The sequence below is a fragment of the Maridesulfovibrio salinus genome (genome assembly GCF_055394525.1).
The window spans coordinates 4,364,689-4,386,383 of the sequence record NZ_AP042461.1 but is presented as its reverse complement, the minus strand read 5'-3'; the positions used below and the strand labels follow the sequence as shown (position 1 = coordinate 4,386,383).

At 44.1% G+C, this 21,695-nt stretch carries 18 protein-coding genes; 2 read left to right on the top strand and 16 right to left on the bottom strand.

Features of this window, described 5'->3' with window-relative positions:
• Positions 1 to 16 precede the first annotated feature (16 nt).
• On the bottom strand, positions 17 to 2,575 hold the full coding sequence (locus ACZ5PW_RS20040; protein ID WP_464556807.1) for a hypothetical protein: 2,559 nt from the start codon (positions 2,573 to 2,575) through the stop codon (positions 17 to 19).
• A gap of 84 nt (positions 2,576 to 2,659) precedes the next feature.
• Between ACZ5PW_RS20040 and ACZ5PW_RS20035 the strand changes: the two genes are divergently transcribed.
• The gene (locus ACZ5PW_RS20035; RefSeq protein WP_464556806.1) at positions 2,660 to 4,294 is read left to right on the top strand and encodes a hypothetical protein; all 1,635 of its coding nucleotides are present in this window, start codon (positions 2,660 to 2,662) and stop codon (positions 4,292 to 4,294) included.
• Between the two features lie 9 nt (positions 4,295 to 4,303).
• On the opposite strand, the gene ACZ5PW_RS20030 is transcribed toward ACZ5PW_RS20035, so the two are convergent.
• From ACZ5PW_RS20030 to ACZ5PW_RS19965, 14 genes are all read right to left on the bottom strand, one after another.
• Complete coding sequence (locus ACZ5PW_RS20030; RefSeq protein WP_464556805.1) at positions 4,304 to 5,335, bottom strand: sialidase family protein; 1,032 nt, start codon at positions 5,333 to 5,335, stop codon at positions 4,304 to 4,306.
• Positions 5,336 to 5,338: 3 nt separating this feature from the next.
• Positions 5,339 to 6,469 (bottom strand): UDP-4-amino-4,6-dideoxy-N-acetyl-beta-L-altrosamine transaminase, encoded by a 1,131-nt coding sequence (gene pseC, locus ACZ5PW_RS20025; RefSeq protein ID WP_464556804.1) that lies wholly within the window; start codon positions 6,467 to 6,469, stop codon positions 5,339 to 5,341.
• Positions 6,466 to 7,446, bottom strand: coding sequence for a UDP-N-acetylglucosamine 4,6-dehydratase (inverting) (pseB, locus tag ACZ5PW_RS20020; RefSeq protein ID WP_464556802.1), 981 nt, complete (start codon positions 7,444 to 7,446; stop codon positions 6,466 to 6,468). The genes pseC and pseB overlap by 4 nt, the downstream gene beginning before the upstream one ends.
• On the bottom strand, positions 7,439 to 9,391 hold the full coding sequence (locus ACZ5PW_RS20015; protein ID WP_464556801.1) for a glycoside hydrolase: 1,953 nt from the start codon (positions 9,389 to 9,391) through the stop codon (positions 7,439 to 7,441). Before ACZ5PW_RS20015 ends, pseB begins: the two co-directional genes overlap by 8 nt.
• Positions 9,392 to 9,395: 4 nt before the next feature.
• On the bottom strand, positions 9,396 to 10,625 hold the full coding sequence (locus ACZ5PW_RS20010; protein WP_464556800.1) for an ATP-grasp domain-containing protein: 1,230 nt from the start codon (positions 10,623 to 10,625) through the stop codon (positions 9,396 to 9,398).
• 3 nt (positions 10,626 to 10,628) lie between these two features.
• Entirely contained in the window at positions 10,629 to 11,771 is a 1,143-nt protein-coding gene (locus ACZ5PW_RS20005; protein WP_464556799.1) for a methyltransferase domain-containing protein, read from the bottom strand.
• A gap of 81 nt (positions 11,772 to 11,852) precedes the next feature.
• Complete coding sequence (locus tag ACZ5PW_RS20000) at positions 11,853 to 13,382, bottom strand: TIGR04372 family glycosyltransferase (RefSeq protein WP_464556798.1); 1,530 nt, start codon at positions 13,380 to 13,382, stop codon at positions 11,853 to 11,855.
• 31 nt (positions 13,383 to 13,413) lie between these two features.
• Positions 13,414 to 14,346 carry a transketolase family protein gene (locus ACZ5PW_RS19995; protein ID WP_464556797.1) on the bottom strand — a complete coding sequence of 311 codons (933 nt, stop codon included), beginning with the start codon at positions 14,344 to 14,346 and terminating at the stop codon, positions 13,414 to 13,416.
• Complete coding sequence (locus ACZ5PW_RS19990) at positions 14,346 to 15,176, bottom strand: transketolase (RefSeq protein WP_464556796.1); 831 nt, start codon at positions 15,174 to 15,176, stop codon at positions 14,346 to 14,348. The genes ACZ5PW_RS19995 and ACZ5PW_RS19990 overlap by 1 nt, the downstream gene beginning before the upstream one ends.
• 163 nt (positions 15,177 to 15,339) lie before the next feature.
• Positions 15,340 to 16,089 carry an SDR family NAD(P)-dependent oxidoreductase gene (locus ACZ5PW_RS19985; protein WP_464556795.1) on the bottom strand — a complete coding sequence of 250 codons (750 nt, stop codon included), beginning with the start codon at positions 16,087 to 16,089 and terminating at the stop codon, positions 15,340 to 15,342.
• A 7-nt stretch (positions 16,090 to 16,096) separates the two neighbouring features.
• Positions 16,097 to 17,011: a class I SAM-dependent methyltransferase gene (locus ACZ5PW_RS19980; protein ID WP_464556794.1), complete on the bottom strand. Its 915-nt coding sequence runs from the start codon at positions 17,009 to 17,011 to the stop codon at positions 16,097 to 16,099.
• Positions 17,008 to 18,030 (bottom strand): PseG/SpsG family protein, encoded by a 1,023-nt coding sequence (locus ACZ5PW_RS19975; protein ID WP_464556793.1) that lies wholly within the window; start codon positions 18,028 to 18,030, stop codon positions 17,008 to 17,010. Before ACZ5PW_RS19975 ends, ACZ5PW_RS19980 begins: the two co-directional genes overlap by 4 nt.
• Positions 18,020 to 18,706, bottom strand: coding sequence for a pseudaminic acid cytidylyltransferase (gene pseF / locus ACZ5PW_RS19970; protein ID WP_464556792.1), 687 nt, complete (start codon positions 18,704 to 18,706; stop codon positions 18,020 to 18,022). Before pseF ends, ACZ5PW_RS19975 begins: the two co-directional genes overlap by 11 nt.
• A gap of 24 nt (positions 18,707 to 18,730) precedes the next feature.
• Positions 18,731 to 19,417 (bottom strand): phosphocholine cytidylyltransferase family protein, encoded by a 687-nt coding sequence (locus ACZ5PW_RS19965; protein WP_464556791.1) that lies wholly within the window; start codon positions 19,415 to 19,417, stop codon positions 18,731 to 18,733.
• A 598-nt stretch (positions 19,418 to 20,015) separates the two neighbouring features.
• On the opposite strand from ACZ5PW_RS19965, the gene ACZ5PW_RS19960 reads away from it, so the two are divergent.
• Positions 20,016 to 20,453 (top strand): PACE efflux transporter, encoded by a 438-nt coding sequence (locus tag ACZ5PW_RS19960; protein ID WP_464556790.1) that lies wholly within the window; start codon positions 20,016 to 20,018, stop codon positions 20,451 to 20,453.
• 58 nt (positions 20,454 to 20,511) lie between these two features.
• Here ACZ5PW_RS19960 and ACZ5PW_RS19955 read toward each other — a convergent pair whose 3' ends face one another.
• Positions 20,512 to 21,636 (bottom strand): hypothetical protein, encoded by a 1,125-nt coding sequence (locus tag ACZ5PW_RS19955; protein ID WP_464556788.1) that lies wholly within the window; start codon positions 21,634 to 21,636, stop codon positions 20,512 to 20,514.
• Positions 21,637 to 21,695 lie beyond the last annotated feature (59 nt).

Below are 21,695 nucleotides of genomic sequence, written 5' to 3'. Positions count from 1 at the left end.
TCTCTCTATAAAATTATTATCGATTTTTTCTTAATAGGTTTGCTACTTTGTATTTTAGTTTTTGTATTGGTACTTCTGGGGCAAGTGGGCAATACTCGCAAGGGCTGTTGTGTAAATCGCCGATTAACAATTTATTGCGTAAATCAGTGTAGTTGTTGTTTCTTATTAAATCAACCATTTCGGTGTTATCAAGATTGCCGATTGGTTGGGGCCGTAGTTCACAAGCTGAACTTTCCCCTGTGAAGTTTATACGAAGGGTATGCCACGGTTTTAGACATTCTCTGGTGTTTCCTTCTTGCACGGCTTTCATGAAGCTATATTTATTGTTAATTGTTGTGCAATGTGGTGGCGACGCTGCAGCTCCTAATTTAATGTCTAAGTTTTCGAAAATATAGTCATAGATTAGTTTGTCTGTAAGCATATATGTAAAAATTTCTTTTGGTACAAAGATTATATCTATTCCGAGGCTATTCGCAGCCTCAATGCCTTTGTAAATTCCAGATACAATTTTTTTAGCTTCGGTCACTGTTTGAAAAAAAATACTATCTTTGCTTGGTGTTCCTGCCATTCCAGGATCAATTATTTTTATTTTCCATATTCTATTTTCAAAAGTTCTTTGTACAATAGATTTTAGATTAAGAGAATTTTCTTTTGTTAAATAGTAAGTCAATTCTATTTCTGGTTGACGCCATCCTTGTTGTATCGCAATTTTTCTTATCTCTGATAGGTTTCTCTTCCAAGCTGTGTCGGGGTTTTCCTCTATTATTTTTAATGTCTCGAATTTACTTAAAAGAAGGTTGTTGATTGAGTTTCTTTGTTTAAGAAGACTAATGTTGCCATGAAAAATAGTTTTGCCTTCATTTACTTGTAGTAAGTCTTGTGCTTGATTTGAATCTAATTGTAGCACCGAATGAAGATTTAATTCAATTTTTTTGGTTAATTGGCTTTCCGCAATATTAAGTAACTGCTCGTGATGGCTAACTGGAGATGGATTTAAATATTTATAACTAATGCATTCAATGACTTTTGGAGAGTGCCTTAAACTTCTTTCTGTTATCTGTTTAGGTAAATTTGAATTTATACGTTTGCATCTTAATAAAGATGTTTTAGATAGAATGCTATTACTAGCTTTAGTTGCAATGGACGTCATTTTATCCCACTCTGCTTTGTCCTTTGTACCAGGCTTGGTGTGGAATTGAAGTCCATACTCAAATTGTCTTCTGTGATATTCAATAGCATTTTCATCTGCCCATGCTGCGACAAAGTCTTCGCTGTATGTGCTTGCAGGCCCTTGTCGGGTGCGTTGATCGTCTTCAACGCTAAATACGTACATTTCATCTAAATCTTGAATTATATGGATATCGTCAAAATTTTTACAAAGTTTTTGAGTTGCATCAACATCTATGGGGCCTTTGAAGTCTTTATATTCATCAGGGTAAAGCATAATTGGGTGAAGGTGAAAGCAGTGTAAGATAAAACCTTCATCCTTAACTTTCCATGCGACAATAGACGGAGATGGTGTAAAGTCACTCCCGGAAGTAGTAGATAAATTGGTCATTGGATGAAGAAAATCAAAAGTGATATTTTTCATAGTTTCAACATCTAGAGGAGCCTCAGTTTCTTGAGATAATATTGTGGCTATGTACGATGTTACTTTTGATTTTATAGTCAGCATTGCAGTGTACATGAGCGCTTTATATCCTTGAGATGCTTTTTGATAAATAGTTCTGAATGTAGAACGAGAAGCAATTGCATCTGGTGACCAAAAAAGAGCATGTGAGCGTTCATCAATGGACTTCTTTAATGCGTGTTTGTGAACAGCGGTCATGGTTTGGTATTTATCGAGAGTTTTACCTAAATTTTTTACGCAATAAATTTTAACATCAATATCTTGGCAAAGTTGTTCGAAATAATTTGATTTCACAATTTCTTTTGCATCCTTTGGTGTTGTGTAAATCAGGTAAGTCGAGCGAGATTCTGTACTAAGCGAACTGATATTGTCTTTGCCCAATTGGGTTGGGATGGTTGTATTTGTGAAGAACGAAGTGTATTCAGTACCCCATACTGTAATAATCAAATTAAAGCTTAAGTCTTTACTCTGGGTGGATTGTGGATTTGTGGGTTTGGTAAATTCTTTACACGGAAAGATATCAAATTTAGAATTACGTATTGCAATTTCTGATAGAAGTTCCCTCAACTGTGTGTCGGTTTTATGAATTTTTTGGGCCTCCAGCAGGACCATGATGGCCGAATCAACGTCATGCTTAAGCATGAAAAGTTGGGATGCTTTTTTTACCAATGATTTGCTGTTGTAGATTGCGTTTGGATTTTCTCTAAATAAGTGAATTGCAGAATTGTAGTTTTTAGTTTCTATGGAAATTGAAAATATAATATCTATGGCTCTGTGTGAATTTTTATCGAGTTCTAAAGTCTTAATTGCATATATCTCTGACTCTACAAATCTATTTTTGTTGTAGAATGAATGAGCCTTAGATAAAAGTTCCTCAATAGACAGTTTATCAATATTTTCAAAATTATGACTCATCACAGTTGCTATATTAACATGTGCTTGCATAATTATTCTCACTTTACATTTTTTTATTTCTAACAGTGGCTTTAGTGCTCTATATTAAGTGTCTAAGTTTATAAGGAAAAAATTATGTTAGATCAATTGAAAATTTTACTTACTAGAAAGCCAGAGGCTGCATCTTTCACCGCTGAAATTATCGCTACGTTTCTCAGAGAAATTCCATCAGATAACATGGTTAGTCTATACGGATGTGGGTCAATTGGTAAAGAGCTTGCCATCAATCATAGAGAGTTATTAGACGTTTTGAAAGTACGTTTCATACAAACAGGCCCAAGTGAAATGGATTCTTTTCATGGATTTCAAGTTTTATCCCCTTCAAAAATATTGAAAGAATCATCAGGACTTATAATACTACTCAGCGATTTATACGGTACACAGATGAGAGCCTGTTTATCTGGATTCGCAGGAACTGTCATAGGGTTGAAAGAATTGATTAAGAGTCAGGATATTCGGGATATTCTTGATGGGTTTAGAGAGACTGTCGAGCCACAAATAATTTCTTTAGCACAAGATATTTTGGCAAAGTCTTCAGGAAAGCCTATTCTTGCATATATTTCTGAATACCCTTTTCTTCATTCCTTTAAAGTTATGCAACAAATCAGGAAGATGGGATATTTTGTTTTGTTGTGTGTTGAGAAGGGAGATATTACCTCAGATATTCATGTTAATGATTATGCGGGGACCGAAAGTTTTGATTTTCTTTATAAAACCGAGAAGGTCTTTTCTTTCGAGGTTGTTGATTTGCTAAAAAGGTTGCCTGTTAAACTCGTTCACGCTGAAGCAGGGATGTGGACAGCTCATGGCTTGTCTATAATTGTTGAGCAAATAAAACACCCTGTAGTAGTAGATTACCGAGATATTTTCGAGAGTATATATGATACTGACGAGGACGCAAAAAAATTTATGGGCCTAAGTGATGAGGATTTTAACCTAGAGGTCTCGTCGAGGAAAAATATTTTTATTAGTGCAACTGGAGTTCTCTACAAAGAGGATCACTTTGCATTGAAGCTTATGGAGAAAATTTATGACCATGAACCCTGTTTTTCACTTCAATATTTACCATACATGAGTAAAAAGCTTATGCATGATAATGGGGCTCCAATGAGAAATGAGGAAAAAGGGATCGTTTATGCAGGAAATTTTACCGTTGATCAGGAAGCTAGGACTTACCCTATGTTCCAAAGTTTGCTCAAGGCGGTCGAAATCATAACTACCCAAGGAATACATTTTAGTCTTTATAATTCGTTGGATTCTAATGGTGAAGGATTTCATGAACTAATTAAGTTAGATGAAAAAAACGCTTTTTTCCATTATCATTTTGCGTTGCCGTATGAACAAATGATCAGCAAGTTAGCACAATATGAATACGGTTGGTTTTGTTTTGACTTCTCAGTGACCAATGAAAGTAAAGTTCACGACGAGACCACAATGGCTTCTAAAATATTTTCGTATTATGAAGCCGGGCTCCCTATACTTTATTCTCCTGAACTTAAATTTGTAGAATCTGTTGTTTCTGAAATGGGAACAGGAATTCCATGTCCTTTTGAGGAATTATACAATTTGAAAAATTTCCTTGCAGGGATAGATAGAGGTAAAATTGTTAGGAATTCTAAGCAAATGAGGTATAAATGGACGCATGAATACAATGTTCATAAACTATCGTGTTTTTATGAGAATGTTATGAAATATTCATCAAAGTTTTAAAGTTATAAATTAGGCTTCTTTATGTCCTGAACATTTGAGTATGCAGCGTTCTACAATAGGAGCTTCACTTTTTCTGGATATATAATAAACAGCCACAATTTGACCATATGCATTAATTGCCAAGTCTCCGTAGCCACCGTGAAATCTGCCACCTTTGTACCATGCAAGAGTCTGCGGCCAACTCCAAGTTTCGCCACCGTCTTTAGAAATAGAAAGAGCAACACGGCATTTACGGTTTTTGCGGATCATTCCTCGGTAAATCATAAGGATTGATTCATCCGGAAGCAAAAGGAGGGTTGGAGCTTCACCATAAAGTCCAATCGGGCGTGGCGTACTCCAAGACAGACCATCATCATCTGAGTACGATTGGAAAATTCCCTCATATACCGGCTGTTGGCGGATCATTGCCAGTATTCGCCCTGATTTGAGGCGGAGCAATGAGGTCTCGTTGAGTCTAAATTTGCCCTCGTTGCGGAACATATATGCCTGATTTGAGATCTCGAGCGTTTCAGGGTCAAGATGAAAGGAACCGCATCCAGGCCCATTGTAGAATGAGCCAATGAAAGTTTTGCCACTTTTTGAAGGAATTAGGTGCCCGAAAGAAGCCCATTCGCCCGGAGGAACAATCAGCGGATTCCGTGGTGGAAATGTTTTGCCACCGTCAGTGGAAAGAGAAAAATAGTTCTCGCGAAGTTTAGAAGTATGGGTCCGTGTAATAAGTCCGACCCTTGATTCATTTAAAGCTGTCAGCAAAGCATCGTGCTCGTTGGTCTGACTATGGGCGTGGCTGATAACTAGTTGCGGTTTCTCGAAGGTCCAACCTCCATCACTCGAACGTGTGGTATATATATCACCAGCCATTCCGTGATCCATTACCTGACGAAGATCCGGGCTGATATTAACAGCCCTACGAAATCCCACCAGCATTTCATTTCCGACTTTGGTTATGGTCGGGAAAGATTGATAACCATCCCAGTGTGAAGGTGTAATTCGTTTCGTGTCGAGGATATTGATTGAAAAACGAGGGCGTGATCCTGCCATTACTTAGCAATCCTTAAGTGCTCCAGTTAACTTTGTGCAAATGAACTCAACATCTTTCTCATTCATTCCGGGATGAAGAGGCAGAGTTAGAAGTTGCTCATAGGTTGATTCTGCCAAGGGACACAGCCCTTTTGTGTAGCCGAAATTTTCTCGGTAATATGGGTGATAGTGCACTGGAATATAGTGTACATTTACGCCGATACCATCCTCGCGCATACGTTCATAAACAGCTGCTCTTTTGGCTGAAGGAATTCTGACCACATAAAGATGGTAGGCATGCTCAATGCCTGTTTTCACTTTTAACGGCTGGATTTCACTCTCATGGGCGAAGATATGCTCATACTTAGCTGCCAGGATACGTCTCTTCTCAAGAAATCTATCAAGTTTTTTAAGCTGACTGATGCCTAATGCGCATTGAATGTCGGTTATGCGGTAGTTGTATCCAAGTTCTTGCATTTCGTATTCCCAAGTACATTTCCGGGAGCGTGCAGATGCATCCAGATTGATTCCATGATTGCGGAAAGTGCTAATTGTTTTAGCTAGCTGGGCATTATCAGTCAGGACCATGCCACCTTCACCGGTAGTAATGTGTTTTACTGGATGAAAGCTCAGCACTGAGACGTCCGCAATTGTGCCTGCATTTTGTCCATGTTCGTCTTTTGCCCCGAAGGCGTGGCAGCAGTCACCAACAAGGACAAGCTGATGTCTGTGGCAAATTTTTTTTAGTTCATCGTAGTCGCAGGTTTGTCCCGCATAATCTACAGCCACAACAGCTTTGGTTGCTGGGGAAATCTTTTTTTCTACTTCTGCAGGGTCAATTAGAAGCGTGTCGGGGTTAATATCTGCAAATATAGGAGTGCCTCCCATATAGATGACACAGTTGGCCGAGGCAGCAAAGGTGATGGGAGGAACAATGACTTCGTCTCCCGATTTAACGCCAAGAGCGTGCATGACTGCGTGCAAGGCTGCGGTACCGTTTGCTATTGCGACTGTTTCTTTGGCTCCTGTGTATTCAGAAACAGCTGTTTCAAACTTTGTAACGGCAGGACCTGTTGTCAGCCAGTCTGACTTGAGAACTTTAACTACTTCTTTAATATCGTCATCATCGACGATGTGCTTTCCATATGGGATCATTTTTCGAACACCAATTCGAGTAACTGTTCCTTACTAAGCCATTGTGTGTTGGTTTCAGAACTGTATTCAAAGTCAAGGTCCACCTTGCATCCTGAGCAAAGTGGTATGGCTCGCTCAAAAAATTGATATGGCGGCATGATCACATAGTATTTATCGTATTCGTATGTGTTGTGAGCTTCGTTAAGCGGAACCATAACTTCATGCATTTTTTCACCGGGACGAATGCCTGTAATGTCCCATACACATTCAGGGCAAAGGGCTTTTGCCATATCACCGACACGCATACTGGGCAGTTTGGGGATGAAAATTTCTCCTCCCTGCATCACTTCAAGGCTGTTAATTACAAAATCTATGGCACCATCAAGAGTAATCCAGAAGCGGCTCATATCCGGGTCGGTGATGCGTACAACCCCTTCTCCTCTAGCTTTGAGGAAACGCGGAACTACACTTCCCCGGCTTCCCAGCACATTACCGTAACGCACTACAGCAAATCTGGTCCCGTCTGCACCTGAATAGTTGTTGCCGTTGATGAAAAGCTTGTCGGAACAGAGTTTGGTTGCTCCGTATAAGTTCACGGGGTTTGCAGCTTTATCCGTGCTAAGGACTATAACTTTGGAAACTCCACGATCAATGGCAGCTTCGACAATATTCTGTGCGCCGAGTATGTTGGTTCTTACCGCTTCAAATGGGTTGTATTCACAAGCCGGAACTTGTTTGAGCGCAGCTGCGTGGAACACGATATCAATTTTACTAAAGGCCCTGCAAAGGCGTTCTGGGTCGCGGACATCACCAAGGAAGTAACGCAGACAGGGGTATTCCTTTGGAGAAAATTTTTGCTGCATTTCATGCTGTTTCAGCTCATCCCTACTGAATATGACAAGTCTTTTGGGGCGATATTTGGTAAGAATGGTCTCGACAAGTTTTTGACCGAAAGAACCTGTTCCGCCGGTGATCAATACGGATTTGTCATTAAACATTTTCTGCTGCCTTTGGATGCGGCTTGATGCTGAAGCCGGTAGAAAAAATAAACTGTTCATTTTCGCAAACATCGTGTCTGCAGGTCTCGTCCATTTCCTGCATGGAAAATGTCAACCGAATAAAAGGTGATGGTTCAACTTGTTTGCATGTAACCATTGCTATGAATGCATGGTCCGGGACCAATGGCCTGATTTCCAGAGCTGTATTATCTCCCCCGATAACTACATTTGAGTCGGTCATCCCCGTTGCATGAGAAGACGATACCAGAAAAGACACGTTATTGCTATGGTCGAAAGATTTGTCGCTCAGCTGATGTTTTTCAGTTTTACCACCGTTTGCAGTGGAGTAATATAAACTACAATTGTCATGATTGGCTGAGTGTAAGGTTATGTGTCCAAGCCGGATGAAACCTTTGGGTCTTTGGCTGAGTCTAAAGTTGTATAGAACATCTATCCGTTGTTCTGTTTTGTATATTTTAACGGCCTTATCTATGTGCCCCTGATGAATATCCATTTCTCCTGCTATCTGAATAAAATCTTCTGTTTCCATTCTAAGCGAAATTACTTTGGCAAGATCTGTTTCTTTGGGGCTACCGGGGCCTTCCATGACCAGATGGCCGGAAAAAAAATCTGCTCCTAAGCTGATATCTTTGAAGTATCCATGCTCCAGGGTGCCGAACATGGGGGTCTTTTTGTGATCATAAAAAGATGCTTGGTGAATAGCCAGTCCTTTATATGCATTTAGCACAGCAGATGAAAGCTCTGTTTCAATTTGCAGCAACCTACCTTGTGTATCGGTGGGCTCGCCGATTACTTCGAAGGTAATATTATCTAGTTGAGCTTCTACAGAGCGGGAAAGATTCTGTATCCGTTTTTCTACTTCACTGAATCTGTTTACAGTAATGTGGGTACGAAAGTCGCTGGACCAGCAGAAGCATAGTTCTTTCCATTTAGCCTCGGCGCTTTCGTTTTCCGGTAAATTTTCCAGTTTGGAAGCTACTGCCCGGCATTGAGAATTCAGGAAAAAGTCGTTTCGTCCGCTTACTGCCCAACGTGTAAGGTTGTACTTGCTTTGCTTTTTTACCGGTACCGGCTGTTCAGGACTGCAAAGGTTTAGCTCCTTCCCCGCTTCCTGTTCATCAATGGAATCAAGTGCCACGGAAGGGAGATGGAAGTTGTGTCCTTTTTCTTTTAAAGCGGTGAAAGCTTGGCGCATGAATTCCCACTCACTGACAGGACCATAAGCGGCTTCGGTCTTGTACCTACCGGGGCGATAGTCGAAAATTTCAGCATCATTGCCATAAATTGCCAGCCAGCGATCACTTGTCCCTATGCTTTCGACGTAGTCCAGATATTCTGGAAGTTCTATTTCTCCATGAACGAAACGTTGAAGTTTCTGGAAGACCATGGAGCGGCTCCAGAGGATGGGGATGGACTCTCCATCTGCTCCCAGTGCACGTTGTGGATAGTGCTGGATATTTCCATCCCAATCGTTGAAACGGGCGGGATTGTCGTAATCCATGAATACGCCCTCAAAGCCGGCTTCAAGATAGTGGGCGACCAAACCGGCAGACCATGCCTGTTCATTAACAAGGGCAATTTTAGGCCTGACCCCAAGAATTTGTTCATATACCTGCATTCCGATGCGCAAGTTGGCTCTATTCACAGAATACGGAACAAGCGGTCCAATTACCTGACCATATCCGCTGCCAATAAACTCTGCTTTGCCTTGTTCAATAAGTCGTCGAAGTTTTTCAATCCATTCAGGAGCGATATCTCGGATAATTTCCAGCGTAATACCTGAAGCTTCAATACCGATGGGGAAGTTGCTTTCATCACAAAGCCCCAGGAGAGGCTGATAACAGCGTCTGATGACTTTGGGGCGGTCTTCTTCCGGTATGGAAGAAAACATCAGGTTCAGGTGGAAAATTGAGAAAAGTTTCATAATGCTATCCAGTAGTTATCTTGATGCATTTAACAGCTTTTTCTACGTTTTTAACGGCCTGCTCCATTGTTTCAGCAACACCCATAACAACGCCAGCCCGTGCAGGGTGGCTGGTTGTGGCCGGTATCTCCGCCCCTACTTCAGTACGGATTTCCACCATGCGAATGCCTTCAATTTTGTTGGCCTCTTCTACTCCTTCGATAGAAATGACTTTACCCCGATCTGGAAATAGATAGCGTTGAGCGACTCCCTTTTGAAATTTAGGGGTCATTTCATCTGCAGTGGGAATTTCGCCAATAGCAAGACGAATAGCGATTCCTACGAAGTCAATACCAGTATTCCAAGGAATTTCATGGGAGCAGAAATATCCACCGGAAAGCCTTGCCGCCATTTCAATAACATAGGGTTTACCATTGTGGACGACCATATCTCCCTTGGCGACACCGTTTTGCACGCCCAATGCGATTGCCGCACGGCCTGACAACTCTTTAACGGCCTCGCAAGTCTGTTTTGGAAGGAATGATGGGAGTTGCCCACCGTTCTCGATAATATGTGGGGCAAATCGATCAAGGAATTCATAGTTACGGTCCGAAAAACCGGGTGTGTAGGCCTTGCTTGCAACTACAAATCCTTCAGTGCTTATCTGGGGGCCGTCAAGATAGCTTTCCACCATGACCCGGCCAGTAGGGGATTCTTTTTTTGAGTGTTCAAAAGCCCATTCCGGGGAAGGTGCTTCCGGAGAGTTATAGACTAATCTTAGAACTCCTCGCGCACCACGACTGTCCACCGGTTTAATGACAAGTGTCTCCTGCCGCTCTTGTTGGATAGTAGCAAGTTCCTTTGCGCTGATAATTTCTTTATACCAAGGTATTGAGATTCCGGCTTCACGAAAACGGTCTTTCATAGCCCGTTTGTCAGTGGCTAGTGAAGCGGTCTCTTTGCTGACCGCTTTAAGCCCGAAATGATACGCGACAGCAGCGACTGTGTGCGGAGCATCCACTGCTACGCACATTACTCCGTCAGGTTTTCTACCTTTTTTTGCCCATTGGTTTAGCGCCAAAATCGCTTTTTCAGGAGTGTAAACGCAGCCGATGACTGACTCATGAGCATATTTAAATCCCGGTGCTTCCGGATTTAGGTCCATGGCAACAACATGTATGTCCATGTTGACTGCTTTTTGGATTGCCGGGATTGTTTCCAGCCCGGCGCCAATCATGATCAAAGTCTTTTTCAAATTTTACTCCGCTTTGCGGCAAACGATAAAAGTGTTTTGTCCTCTGGGATCATCCGGGAATACAACACGTCCCTGTTTGATTCCGATCACCTTCTCTATTTCAAACTGTTTGGAGCAAAGATCTGTGATCTCTTCAAGCGAGAATTCACGAAGGTGTTGGGAATTGACTGGAATATGCCCAAGACAGTTCTGGGGGGTGCTCAGTATAAGCATGCCGCCGGGTTTAAGCACACGGTTCATCTCTTTGAAGTATGGTGCAGGGTCGACATGCTCCACTGTCTCGAAGCTTGTTATTACTTCAAAAGTCTGGTCAGAAAAGTCAAGGGCTGTGGCATTTCCGGTTTGGAAGGTAATGTTGTCAAAGTATTTACCCGAAGCTGCTTTGCGTACTGTTTCCAGGTCCAGGTCAGCTGCAACAACATGTTTTGCTTTTGCTGCGATCATACGCGCGCCATAGCCGGGACCGCACGCGCAATCCAGAACTTTGCTGCCGTCTTTGATAAAATCTAATGCAAGTTCGTAATGAAAGGTGAGCTGGTCTCCGGCTTTGATGCTTTTATCGCGGCCAGCTTCCATCCTTTCTGCTGTGTAAACTCCCTTTGCTACTTTTCTGCATTTTTCCAGCCAGTCGTTGCTTACTGGAGGGAAATTGGTAAGTCTGTCACACTTGAACTCCGTTCCATGTTTGAACATGTAAAATTTGGGATGAACTTTGTAGATTCCGCAGTTTCCATTCTCCTGAAGCATGGAGGACATCTTCTTCAGTGCTCCAAGACGGTAGACATCTGCGGTTAACTGAATAGGGAAATCATCGGGCATTTTCATGCAGTCGAGGTCTTCTTGTTCAACAGCTTCAAGCATTAGCTCTGCATGTTCGGGAAGCCAGCCGAAATGGAGCCCGTCGACTCTTAAAAAGCGGGTGCTGTCTTCTTTGTCCCACATTGCATTAGCCATCCGTTGCAGCGGGCTATCATCATGTCCATAAAAAACACTGATTTTGCTGTCCGGAAACATGGCCGGGATGTCATCAAGACGTCCTCCCTTGTCAAATTCCGGTGCGATTATTCGAATGTCAGCATCAGGGAATTTTTCTAATGCCCTATCTATGGTCATTGCCACCACTGGGCGGCCGTCAATTTCATTCATACACCAATCCGGTGCTCCGCTCCATGCCCTAGACGACGCTTGAATCAGTATTGTGGAAGAATGCATTTTAACCTCAGCTAGTTAGAAGAGTTCTTTTTCGTGCTTACGCAAGAAATAAGTGCAGATTGGGGAAACGTACATGCTGTTGAGGTAAGACGGCTTGAAGAAGGAATGAAAGCGTTTTTGTAATAACAGATCTTCTTCTGTTATGGCCCAGGTCCCGTTTATTCTAGCGTGCATTTCTTTAGTTGCCTCAAGTATTTCGTCGTCAGTGTTATCGATTACTTCGATATCAGAGTTTGCAAATTGCTCTACTCGCCAACGACTGATGCCAGAATCAATTTGCTCTTGAACAGTCAGGATTCTCTTTTCTGATTTGGACCATAGTAGTTTAAAGATTGCAAGATCGTCTAAATTACAGCAATGGATGATTTCAAGGCGGACAACATTAATACTTATGCAAGGAATTCTAAACACCATGGGAATATGCATTAGTCCACTTTGTACCCCAATGAAAAATTTGCATTTTGCAGTAAGAAAAGCGTCCATGAAGTCCGTGCGTTGCCCGCTGGTGGAGTAGTCCAAAAATCCCGGACGATCTATTTCAAGGGGCTCTTTGACAGCACTTCCCATGCGTAGGACATTATACCCCTGATCAAGGAGGTATTCAGCACATGTACTAAAAGTTCCTATGCGCATGTCTCGCACTTCCTGCATATCTGCATCATGAAGTTCTGATTTATTTGAACTTAGAAAGACCGGATCTCGTCCAAAGATGCATACATGTGGCTTTTCCGGGTGAAGGTTTAATCTCTTAAGTTCCTCTTTACCCTCTTGCTCTTCCTTCTGGCTGAATTCTATGTGGGTGTCAGTCGCTTGCATGACACATTCTGTGTCTCGCACCGAGGCAACTTTTCGGGTATTTAGAATTATTTCATGATCACCTGTAAGATTAAATCTTCTAATGGCGTCAAGAATGTATGAGTACGCAGGGTTAATACGCATCTGGCGTTCATAAAGATTCGCCATTGTCTTATTGGCTACTTTTCCGTCTTTAAAATAAAAAAGATCTAAACAGCCCTCATAACGTCCTGTGTCCCATTCAGAGAGATAAATTTCACACTCCATTGCTAAATGGCCCAGCCGAGAAGCGTAGATTTCTCCAATTCTTATAGTTTTATAGGGCTTAAGGGCTTTAAGCCCAAGAGCAATCAAGCCCAAGCCAACACATTTTCCGATTTCTTTTACTGGATTTGGTCGCAGAGAAGGGCAGGCATCAGAGTCCTTATTTCTAACTGAAGTCTTAATTCTTAAATTTTTGAAACATGAGAAGAAACTGACGGCTTCAACAACATTGTCATGGTCATAGGTCATTCCGCAGACGATAACTACCTCGTCAGGTCGAAATGTGAGCATACTTTTAAGCAACGGCGGAAAAAGGGCATGAAATGCTCCCTTGAAATAGGTAACAGCCTCACGGCCGTAGGCATCCCTGTCTCTTTCCGGGACTAAAAGGTGGATCTCGGTAGTTTCCCGGTCCACCTTGTTGATATAATCCCGGATATATTGCTGTTGGGCTGTACCTATAATGAGCAGTTTTTTTTTGATCATGAAGTAATAAATTATTAAAGTTAAGCACTAGCTAGCCTTTGCGTTTGAGAACCTTACGAACAGCCTTAACAATATCTTCAGACATCAGGCCATATTCCCGAGCAAGGTCCTCCGGCTCTCCTGAAGCACCGAAAATATCTTCAACAGCCACTCGTTCAACCGGAACAGGGGAGGTTTCACAGACTATTTCCATCACAGCACCTCCAAGTCCACCATATTTGTTATGGTCTTCGCAGGTGACAATCGCTCCGGTTTCCTTTGCTGCTTCAGTTACAGCTTCTTCGTCCATGGGCTTGAGCCAGGACATGTTCAAAACGCTGCAAAAAATACCTTCCGTAGCAAGCTTCTGCGCTGCTTCAAGTGCACGATGAACCATTACACCAACAGCCATGATTGTGACGTCTTCGCCTTCGTGCAGGACTTGAGCCTTGCCGGGCTCGAAGATTGTGTCAGCGTCAAAAACGTTGGGCAGGGGGCTGCGGCCAGTGCGCAGGTAAAGCGGTCCTTTTTGATCAAGTAAATGCGGCATTACCGCTTTGAGTTCAATGGGGTCAGCCGGGGACACTACGCTCATTTTTGGAATGGAGCGATAGATAGCGATATCTTCCAAAGCCTGATGTGAAGCCCCATCAGGGCCTACATCCAGTCCAAGGTGGCTGGCTGCAATTTTTACGTTGAATTCTGGGTAGGCAATGGAGTTGCGGGCCTGCTCAATGGCACGCATGGAAGCGAAAACCGCATAGCAAGTTACGATGGGGATCACGCCGGACTCAGCAAGCCCAGCTGCCATGGAAAACATGTTCTGCTCAGCGATACCGCACTGGATGAAGCGGTCCGGGTATGCCTCACGGAAATGGTAGGTTCCGGTTCCGCCTGCAACGTCAGCGTCGAGAACCACAAAGTCATCACGGAAAGCGGCAAGTTCAGTCAGTACCTTGCCGAATGCGTCTCTCATATTTTCCATTAGATCAGCTCCTCGCATCCGCATTCACGCAGGGCGCATTCACGGTCTTCTCCAGTGGGGCACAGGCTGCCGTGCCATTTGGGTACGTTTTCCATGTAGGAAACACCTTTGCCTTTTACGGTATGGGCGATGATTACGGTTGGTTTTCCGAACATCGCTCTCGCGCGGGTGAAAGCGTTTTCGATTTCACGGAAATCGTGTCCGTCTATTTCAATCACGTGCCAGCCGAAAGCCCTGAATTTGTCGGTCATGGGTTCGATGGCGGTAATCTTGGTGTTCAGATCGTCGCTCTGCAGTTTGTTGTAATCCACAATGGCAACGAAGTTATCCAGATTGAAGTGGGCGCCGAACATGCATCCTTCCCAGATTTGGCCTTCGTTGAGTTCTCCGTCACCAAGCAATGCATAGGTGCGGCAGTTTCGTCCTGCGCGTTTGGCACCCAGTGCGCAGCCCAGTGCGAAGGAAAAGCCTTGACCCAGAGAGCCGGAGTTGAACTCAACACCGGGGGTTTTCATACGATCCGGGTGGCCTTGGAGTATTCCGCCAGCGTGACGCAGGGTCTTAAATTCTTCTTTGGAAAAGAATCCTTTTTCTGCCAGTGCGGCATAGAGAGACAGGCAGGAGTGTCCTTTGGAAAGGATGAATCTGTCTCGGCTGGGATCGTCTTTGTTTTCAACGCAGAAGTTCATTTCTTTGGCAAAGAGCCAACTGATGATTTCCACGCAGGAAAGTGATCCGCCCGGGTGGCCGGAACCGGCATGGCAGTTCATTATGATGATGGATTTGCGCAGCTCTGCAGCAAATGCTTCAAGGTCAGCGTATTTGGACATAATATGTTTGTTCTCCTGTCGCCTAGTTTGCCTCCGGCGGCTCTCCGAGGAGCCTCCCGGCGGGCTTAAACCCTTTTTGAAAAAAGGGTTTAAGAATCCCAAAAACTTTTAATATGGCTTCGCCGTTTTGGTTCGGCAAATGGTCCTTGAATTGAAAAATTTCCTAGAAATATAGCCCGCCGTTTACGTTGATGGTCTGGGCGGTTATGTATGATGATTCGTCAGATGCGAGGTAGAGTACTGTGTCCGCTACTTCGTCAGTACTGCCGAATCTTTTCATGATCACGTTCTCGGCAGCTTTTTGTACTGCCGGGTTTTTGAGGCCTTCATCAGCCATCTCAGATGCGATTAACCCTGCTGCGATTGTGTTGCAGCGGATTCCCCATTCTGCCCCGAATCTTGCGATGACCTGTCCGAGCGAGATCAGTCCAGCCTTGCTTGCGGCGTAGTGGGCGGTTCTGGGGCCACCGTATTGTCCGCTCACTGAGCCTATGTTGATGACGCTAGATCCTTTGCCTTTTTTTAGCAGTTCAAGGCATTTCTGGGTGCACAGGAAGGGGCCTTTCAGGTTCACTCCGAGGATGCGGTCCCATTCGTCGGAAGTGATCTGGTCGAAATCATTGGGGTTATTAATGCCGGCATTGTTGACCAGAGTGTCGAGTTTGCCTTCTTTTGATGAAATATCTTCAACAACTCTTTCAACAGACTCCGGGGCACTTACTTCCAGTTCAAGTGCTCGTGCTTTTCCGCCTTCAGATGTTATCTCTGCTACCGTGTCCACTGCGCTTTTCTGATCTGAAACCCAGGTAAGGATAACCTGTGCGCCTTCTGACGCCAGCCTTTTGCTGATGGCTTTGCCTATTCCCCGACCTCCGCCGGTAACCAAAGCTGTTTTATCTTTCAATCTAGCCATTAAAATATCAGTCCTTTTTCTCAGCGATAATAAGTGTGTGGCGGCCGAAGCCCGCATCAGCAAAGCTTTTGTATAGCTTATCCAGAACACTGCGGTTCCCGGTACGGGTCAGGTTCAGTTCAAGTGCTTTACGCATGGCGTGGCTGTCTCGCCCTAGTTCAGGATCATCAAGATAGTTTTTCCCCATAAGCAGAAAAATTTCCATCGGGAATGAAGTCTCATGATGCACCGGATTGAAACCGTTCCTGAGCAGCAGTTTTTCAAGTGATCTGCGGTTGAAAAAGTTGATGTGATGCGGAGGAGCGACCCACCAGGGTTTTTCTCCCAGATCTTCATTTAAAATTTTTTGCAGGCTGTTATAATCATTGGGGACTCCTACAACTATAAGCCCTCCCGGGGCGACAACCTGCCGGCAAAGGGCAAGCATGCCTGCCGGGTCGGGCAGGTGTTCAAGCACTTCCCAGAGATGAAGGACATCAAACTGTCCGATGGAATCCGCGCATTGCTGATCGAATACACCATGTACAACATCAAGGCCGATGGAATTACAGTAATCCACCGCCTTATCAGATGGTTCTATCCCTTTGGTCTGCCATCCTTTTTCCTTGGCGTTTTTGAGAAAAAAACCGTTGCCCGAGCCTATATCCAGAAGGCTTCCTTTGCGCTTAAGCTTGTTTTCAATTGTTGCAAGCCGGGCTCTATTTGTTTCTGCATGCCACTCTTCATCCTCCAACTGGTGTTGGAGCATGAGCGGTTTGTCTTTGACGTGGTACTCGTGTTTGTAAATGCTGCGTAACTCTTCTTCATCCGGAATGGGGATGATGTGCTTGAATCCGCAGCTTTCACATTCAATGACGTCAAAGTCTTCGGTAGAGTGCAGGACTATACCGCTGTGGTCTATCCAGCATTTTCTGTCTTTCACAGCTCCTGCTCCAGATGCTTCATGATTATCGCCGAAATATTTGACGCCCCGTCTGCAATTTTCAGTTTTTGGGCTTTTTTCGTCATTCTTTCGCGCATGTCGGTGTCCGTGATCAATTCCTGCAATTTCTCAGTTAAATCTTCTTTCGTTACCCGGTCAAAAATTCCCATTGAAATTGCCGCCTTGGAATCATGCAATGCAGATGCCGAAAGGGCGTGATCTTCTGTGCAAGATAAAAGAATCTGCGGTACGGCACAGGCAGCCAGTTCGTAGGCTGTCATTCCGAATGAAGCAACCGCAAGGTCGCTTTTGCTCATCTCTGACGCCATGTCCTTTATATCTTGTAATAAAATGATCCTGTCTTTGTGCTCTAACGCCATACGTTTCACTTTGTCCAGATCATTGAATAAAGGGCCGATGATAATTTTAGCCTTCCATTCGCATGATATGTTTCTCAAAGCTGAAATAGTCTTAAGCGTTAGTCCGTGAGGGTCACTACCTCCCATGGTGATAAGAATTTCCGGTTCTGAATTGTCTTTGATTCTGGTGCGGGAATTGCGGTGGAGGCAGAACTCTTTTCGCAAAGGAATGAAATTCCAGCCCCGGTAAATCTTTCCGCTGAAACCTTCCCAGTCCAGCCTGTGGAATTGAGGGACCGGAGGGTAGAATGCAATATCGCATTGGAGTCTGTTTGGAGTGGGATCGTCAATTGTTGCGACAACGGCTCCCGTCTTTCGGGCGCGGGAGAAAAAACAGGTGGATAGGGGGACCCGCAGATCAAGGATCACCGCCGATTCATTTTTAAAGTGATATGAATTGAAATCTTCCGTTAGGATGGTCTTGAAGCCGTGATCATGGATTTTTTGCATTGCGGCTTCACTACCCCGGAAAACAAAGACACATTCACAGCCGTAAACATCCCGTATAACCGTTGCCAGTGCAATACAGCGTCCAGCATGGCCGAAACCTGTTTCCAGACCGGCTTCGCAAAAGAACTGTATCTGATACTTATCCTTCATCTGTCATAAAGGCCTGATAAATTCGCTCAGCAATATACCAATCCTCTTCTGTGTCTATATCCACCACCATGTAGCGGGGAAGGAAGTATGGCAGGTTCAATCCTTTTTCCCTGTCTTTGGGAATATCGGTGAGCTCGTGCCAGTAAAATTGGGCAGCATCATGAAAAAGCACAGGCAGATCCTGAGATCTGCTGGCAGCGTACTCCGGGAATGCATACTGCACTCCACCTTCTTCGTTTTTCGTAAATGCCCGCTGTACCGGATAGCCGAACTCAGCCACTCCCAGAACACAGTTGGCCTGTTTCTCGCGCAGGAGATTGTATCCTTTGTGGATATTTCCGGCAGTAACAAACGGATTGGCAAAAAACTGGCAGAATCTTTCCACTGGCCCCCAATTATCGCGAACCCAGTCAAGGGCATGATCTATGACCGGCTGGGTGGCTACGAAATCCCCGGCCAGCTCGGCGGGACGCATGAAAGGTGTTTCCGCTCCGTACCCGCGGGATATCTCGGCGTACTCCTCGCTGTCTGTGCTGACTATGACATGATCAAAGAAGCCGCTCTCAAGGGCGGCTTCAATGGTGTAGGCAATGAGCGGTTTGCCTAGAAACGGCTTGATATTTTTCCCGGGGATGCGCTTGCTGCCTCCCCGGGCCGGGATGATTGCTACCTGCATTAAGTCTTATATCCGTGTTGATGGTTACTGATCGGCACGCAGGAAAGTTTTTTCCGCAAACTGCCAGTCTTCTTCAAAGTCGACCTCGATGCACTGGTGCTCTGAGACATCCACGGGCTTGAGGTTGACACCTTCCGCAATGATGAATTCAAGACCTTTTTCAAAATAGTCCTGATCTTCACAGCGACGCAGTGCTTCTTTGTAAGCTGCCAGGTCTTTTTGTTTTACAAGGTTGATTCCGACAGCCTCACCCTCAGCATTGACTACCTGCTTGGATATTTCAGTGATGTAGCCCTTGTCATTGAGCACATATTTGATTTCTTCTTCACCACAGGACTTGCGGTCAACTGCAATCCTGCTTTCCTCTTTTGCTTCGTTGAGAAATTTTTTCATGACCGGCTTTTCAAAAACAACATCGCCGTTAAGCCAGAGAATGTCATCATCAAGATCATCAACGGCTTTGAGCAGGCTCTTGGATGTGTTGGTAATGTAGTAATCCGGGTTGTATTTGTAGTAAACTTCAGGGAACTGTTCCATGATGAGGGTCATTTTGAAACCAACCACCACAATGATTTCTTTTATTCCCAATTCACGCATCAGCCTGATTTGTCGGCCGAGTATGGTTTCACCGTAAGGAAGCACGGACAGAGATTTGGGGAAAGGACGACTAAGCCTGCTGCCGATTCCTGCTGCAAGAATGATTGCTTTCATGATCTTATCCTCTCTGGTGGTTAAAAGTAGTTGGAAACAATAGTATCATCCAGCCGGAACCCTGGGGACCATTGATGCTGCTGAATGAAAGTTCCCTCAGTTTTTAATTATACAGTGCATTCATCTATATTATCTATCACGATCTCTTCAAAAGCGGTATAACCATCAACCTGCTTATACGCTTTTTAGCCGGGAGTCGTTTATTTGAAGTCGAAAATAATTTCCCGGTCTGTTCATGGAAACATCGCTAAGAAGAAATCCTGCTTCACCATTCGGTTCCTGCTGCAGCAAGGTTTGGCTTTCCGGTTTAATCGTTTTGTCAAACTGAGCTGGAGCACTTTTTTATGACACTATGATTATATTATTCAAATTGAATGCCAAAAACAACATTTTTTTGATTAACTTGATTATATTTCAATGGATTAGCTGACTGAGTTCTTTCCTGAATAATGTGTCTGGCGTATATTTACGATTTGCGGGAAAGCCCGGATTACCTTGGAGTGTCTATTGTTATATTAACCTATAATACTTATTTAATTGCCTAAAAATGTATAAATTGAACTTGCTGTAAATGACAGTGAGCGTTAGTTTTATTTCCATGAGAACAACAGCAGATAGAATAAGACATACACTTCTTTTCGAGATTATAGGGCTTTGCACCTGTACTCCTTTGGCTTCATGGCTTCTTGATAAAGATATGAGCCGTATAGGTATCATGAGTATCGGTATTTCCATTACCGCCATGGTCTGCAACTATGTGTACAATCTGCTTTTTGATAAAGTTCTGGTGGCGCTCAAGAGGCCGGTGAATGTCCGCCCGACCTGGATGCGAATTGTGCATGCGATACTTTTTGAGGTCAGCCTTTTGACCATCACCGTTCCGGCTGTTTCATGGTGGCTGGATATGACTTTATGGCATGCTTTGGTCACGGATCTTGGTTTTGCCTTTTTCTTTCTTGTTTATGCCTTTGTTTATAACTGGGCTTACGACATCATTTTTCCTATGCCGGTTGATGAAGCCATTGCTGAACACTGATACAATTTCATTGAATGTAATTAAAAAGGCCGTGAATTTTTTTGTTCACGGCCTTTTCTTATTGTTTTTTCTTGAATAAATTTTTCATTTTATCTTTAGCTTTTTGAGTCGCTGATCTTGGTTCCGGCTCAGGGATATCTTCCTGAGGCCCGTGGTTTCTGAACCTTGCAAAGCGTGCTGCCCTGCCCATCTGTTCGGCGGAATATCTGGCTGCTTTTCCTGTGGCTTCAAATGCTCTGTCAGTGCTTTGGGCAACCCTTCTGGCTGCATTGAATGCCTTTTCCCCGGCTGAACGGGTAATAGTTTTAAGGTAGGCCGCGGTAATGGTTCTTGTGGAGTCCACCGCAATTGACAGAAGCATTCCGGCAGCCTCCCTTAAAACCGATCTACGGTATGCAGGAGAGTTGCGGTCCGCTCTGAAATTGAAATTGCTGCGGGTGATTATACCTACTCTGAGCGCGAGAAAAGCATTGGTGGATCCGTCCAGAATAGAGGCGGTAACAATGGAGGTCATTCCGCTGGCAACAGGGATCATACTCAGCGCGGACCCCGCCAGAACAGGCGACATAATGGCTTCTATCTGGGCCTGAATGTCCAGCTCCTCAACTGCCCCTGCAAAAAAAGCTGTTCCGGCAACATTGGCATAAACCGCCAGCATATCCCTGAAAGAGGGACGCTGATTGTATACTTTGGAGACATCCCAGACCAGTTTCGTCAGAGTTCCAAGAACAATAAAGGAATCAAGCTGCCCGTTCTGGGAAATTGCTGTGGACAGGAAAATCCTTGAAGCTGTGGTTTTCATTTTACCTGTTGAAATTTCATCCAGCATGTCCATGGCCTTTTCCAGATCTTCTGTTGTGGACAGTTTCAAGCCGGCTTCACGGATATATTTGTTGCGGCGGAGTCTTTTGCGCAGCTTTCTTATGAATTTACGTTCTTCGGATGCGGTGGGATTCTCAGGCATTATCAATGCCCCGGGCCTGAAAGCATATATCACCAGGGGACTCAGGCAGATTGCCAGAAAAAGTCCGCTGAGACCGAAAAGCACATAATCACGGGATTCGGGAAAATAACTTGCACAAAGTTCCGCCAGCCCGGCTATCTGGTTGAGCATGAACAGTATGAATCCGCCAATCAGGAAAAGCATGAAAGCGGTAATGAATCGGAAGAGAGCCTTGGACATCTCGAAAAACCTCAAGCTGTAACGGTATTGTTGTTTATAACTGTCTCTACCCAAGAACC

Excerpts from the sequence above, each read along its gene's own strand:
- ACZ5PW_RS20040 (WP_464556807.1), bottom strand. The coding sequence starts at position 2,575 with ATGCAAGCACATGTTAATATAGCAACTGTGATGAGTCATAATTTTGAA.
- ACZ5PW_RS20035 (WP_464556806.1), top strand. The coding sequence starts at position 2,660 with ATGTTAGATCAATTGAAAATTTTACTTACTAGAAAGCCAGAGGCTGCA.
- ACZ5PW_RS20030 (WP_464556805.1), bottom strand. The coding sequence starts at position 5,335 with ATGGCAGGATCACGCCCTCGTTTTTCAATCAATATCCTCGACACGAAA.
- pseC (WP_464556804.1), bottom strand. The coding sequence starts at position 6,469 with ATGATCCCATATGGAAAGCACATCGTCGATGATGACGATATTAAAGAA.
- pseB (WP_464556802.1), bottom strand. The coding sequence starts at position 7,446 with ATGTTTAATGACAAATCCGTATTGATCACCGGCGGAACAGGTTCTTTC.
- ACZ5PW_RS20015 (WP_464556801.1), bottom strand. The coding sequence starts at position 9,391 with ATGAAACTTTTCTCAATTTTCCACCTGAACCTGATGTTTTCTTCCATA.
- ACZ5PW_RS20005 (WP_464556799.1), bottom strand. The coding sequence starts at position 11,771 with ATGAATGAAATTGACGGCCGCCCAGTGGTGGCAATGACCATAGATAGG.
- ACZ5PW_RS20000 (WP_464556798.1), bottom strand. The coding sequence starts at position 13,382 with ATGATCAAAAAAAAACTGCTCATTATAGGTACAGCCCAACAGCAATAT.
- ACZ5PW_RS19995 (WP_464556797.1), bottom strand. The coding sequence starts at position 14,346 with ATGGAAAATATGAGAGACGCATTCGGCAAGGTACTGACTGAACTTGCC.
- ACZ5PW_RS19990 (WP_464556796.1), bottom strand. The coding sequence starts at position 15,176 with ATGTCCAAATACGCTGACCTTGAAGCATTTGCTGCAGAGCTGCGCAAA.
- ACZ5PW_RS19985 (WP_464556795.1), bottom strand. The coding sequence starts at position 16,089 with ATGGCTAGATTGAAAGATAAAACAGCTTTGGTTACCGGCGGAGGTCGG.
- ACZ5PW_RS19975 (WP_464556793.1), bottom strand. The coding sequence starts at position 18,030 with ATGAAGGATAAGTATCAGATACAGTTCTTTTGCGAAGCCGGTCTGGAA.
- pseF (WP_464556792.1), bottom strand. The coding sequence starts at position 18,706 with ATGCAGGTAGCAATCATCCCGGCCCGGGGAGGCAGCAAGCGCATCCCC.
- ACZ5PW_RS19965 (WP_464556791.1), bottom strand. The coding sequence starts at position 19,417 with ATGAAAGCAATCATTCTTGCAGCAGGAATCGGCAGCAGGCTTAGTCGT.
- ACZ5PW_RS19960 (WP_464556790.1), top strand. The coding sequence starts at position 20,016 with ATGAGAACAACAGCAGATAGAATAAGACATACACTTCTTTTCGAGATT.
- ACZ5PW_RS19955 (WP_464556788.1), bottom strand. The coding sequence starts at position 21,636 with ATGTCCAAGGCTCTCTTCCGATTCATTACCGCTTTCATGCTTTTCCTG.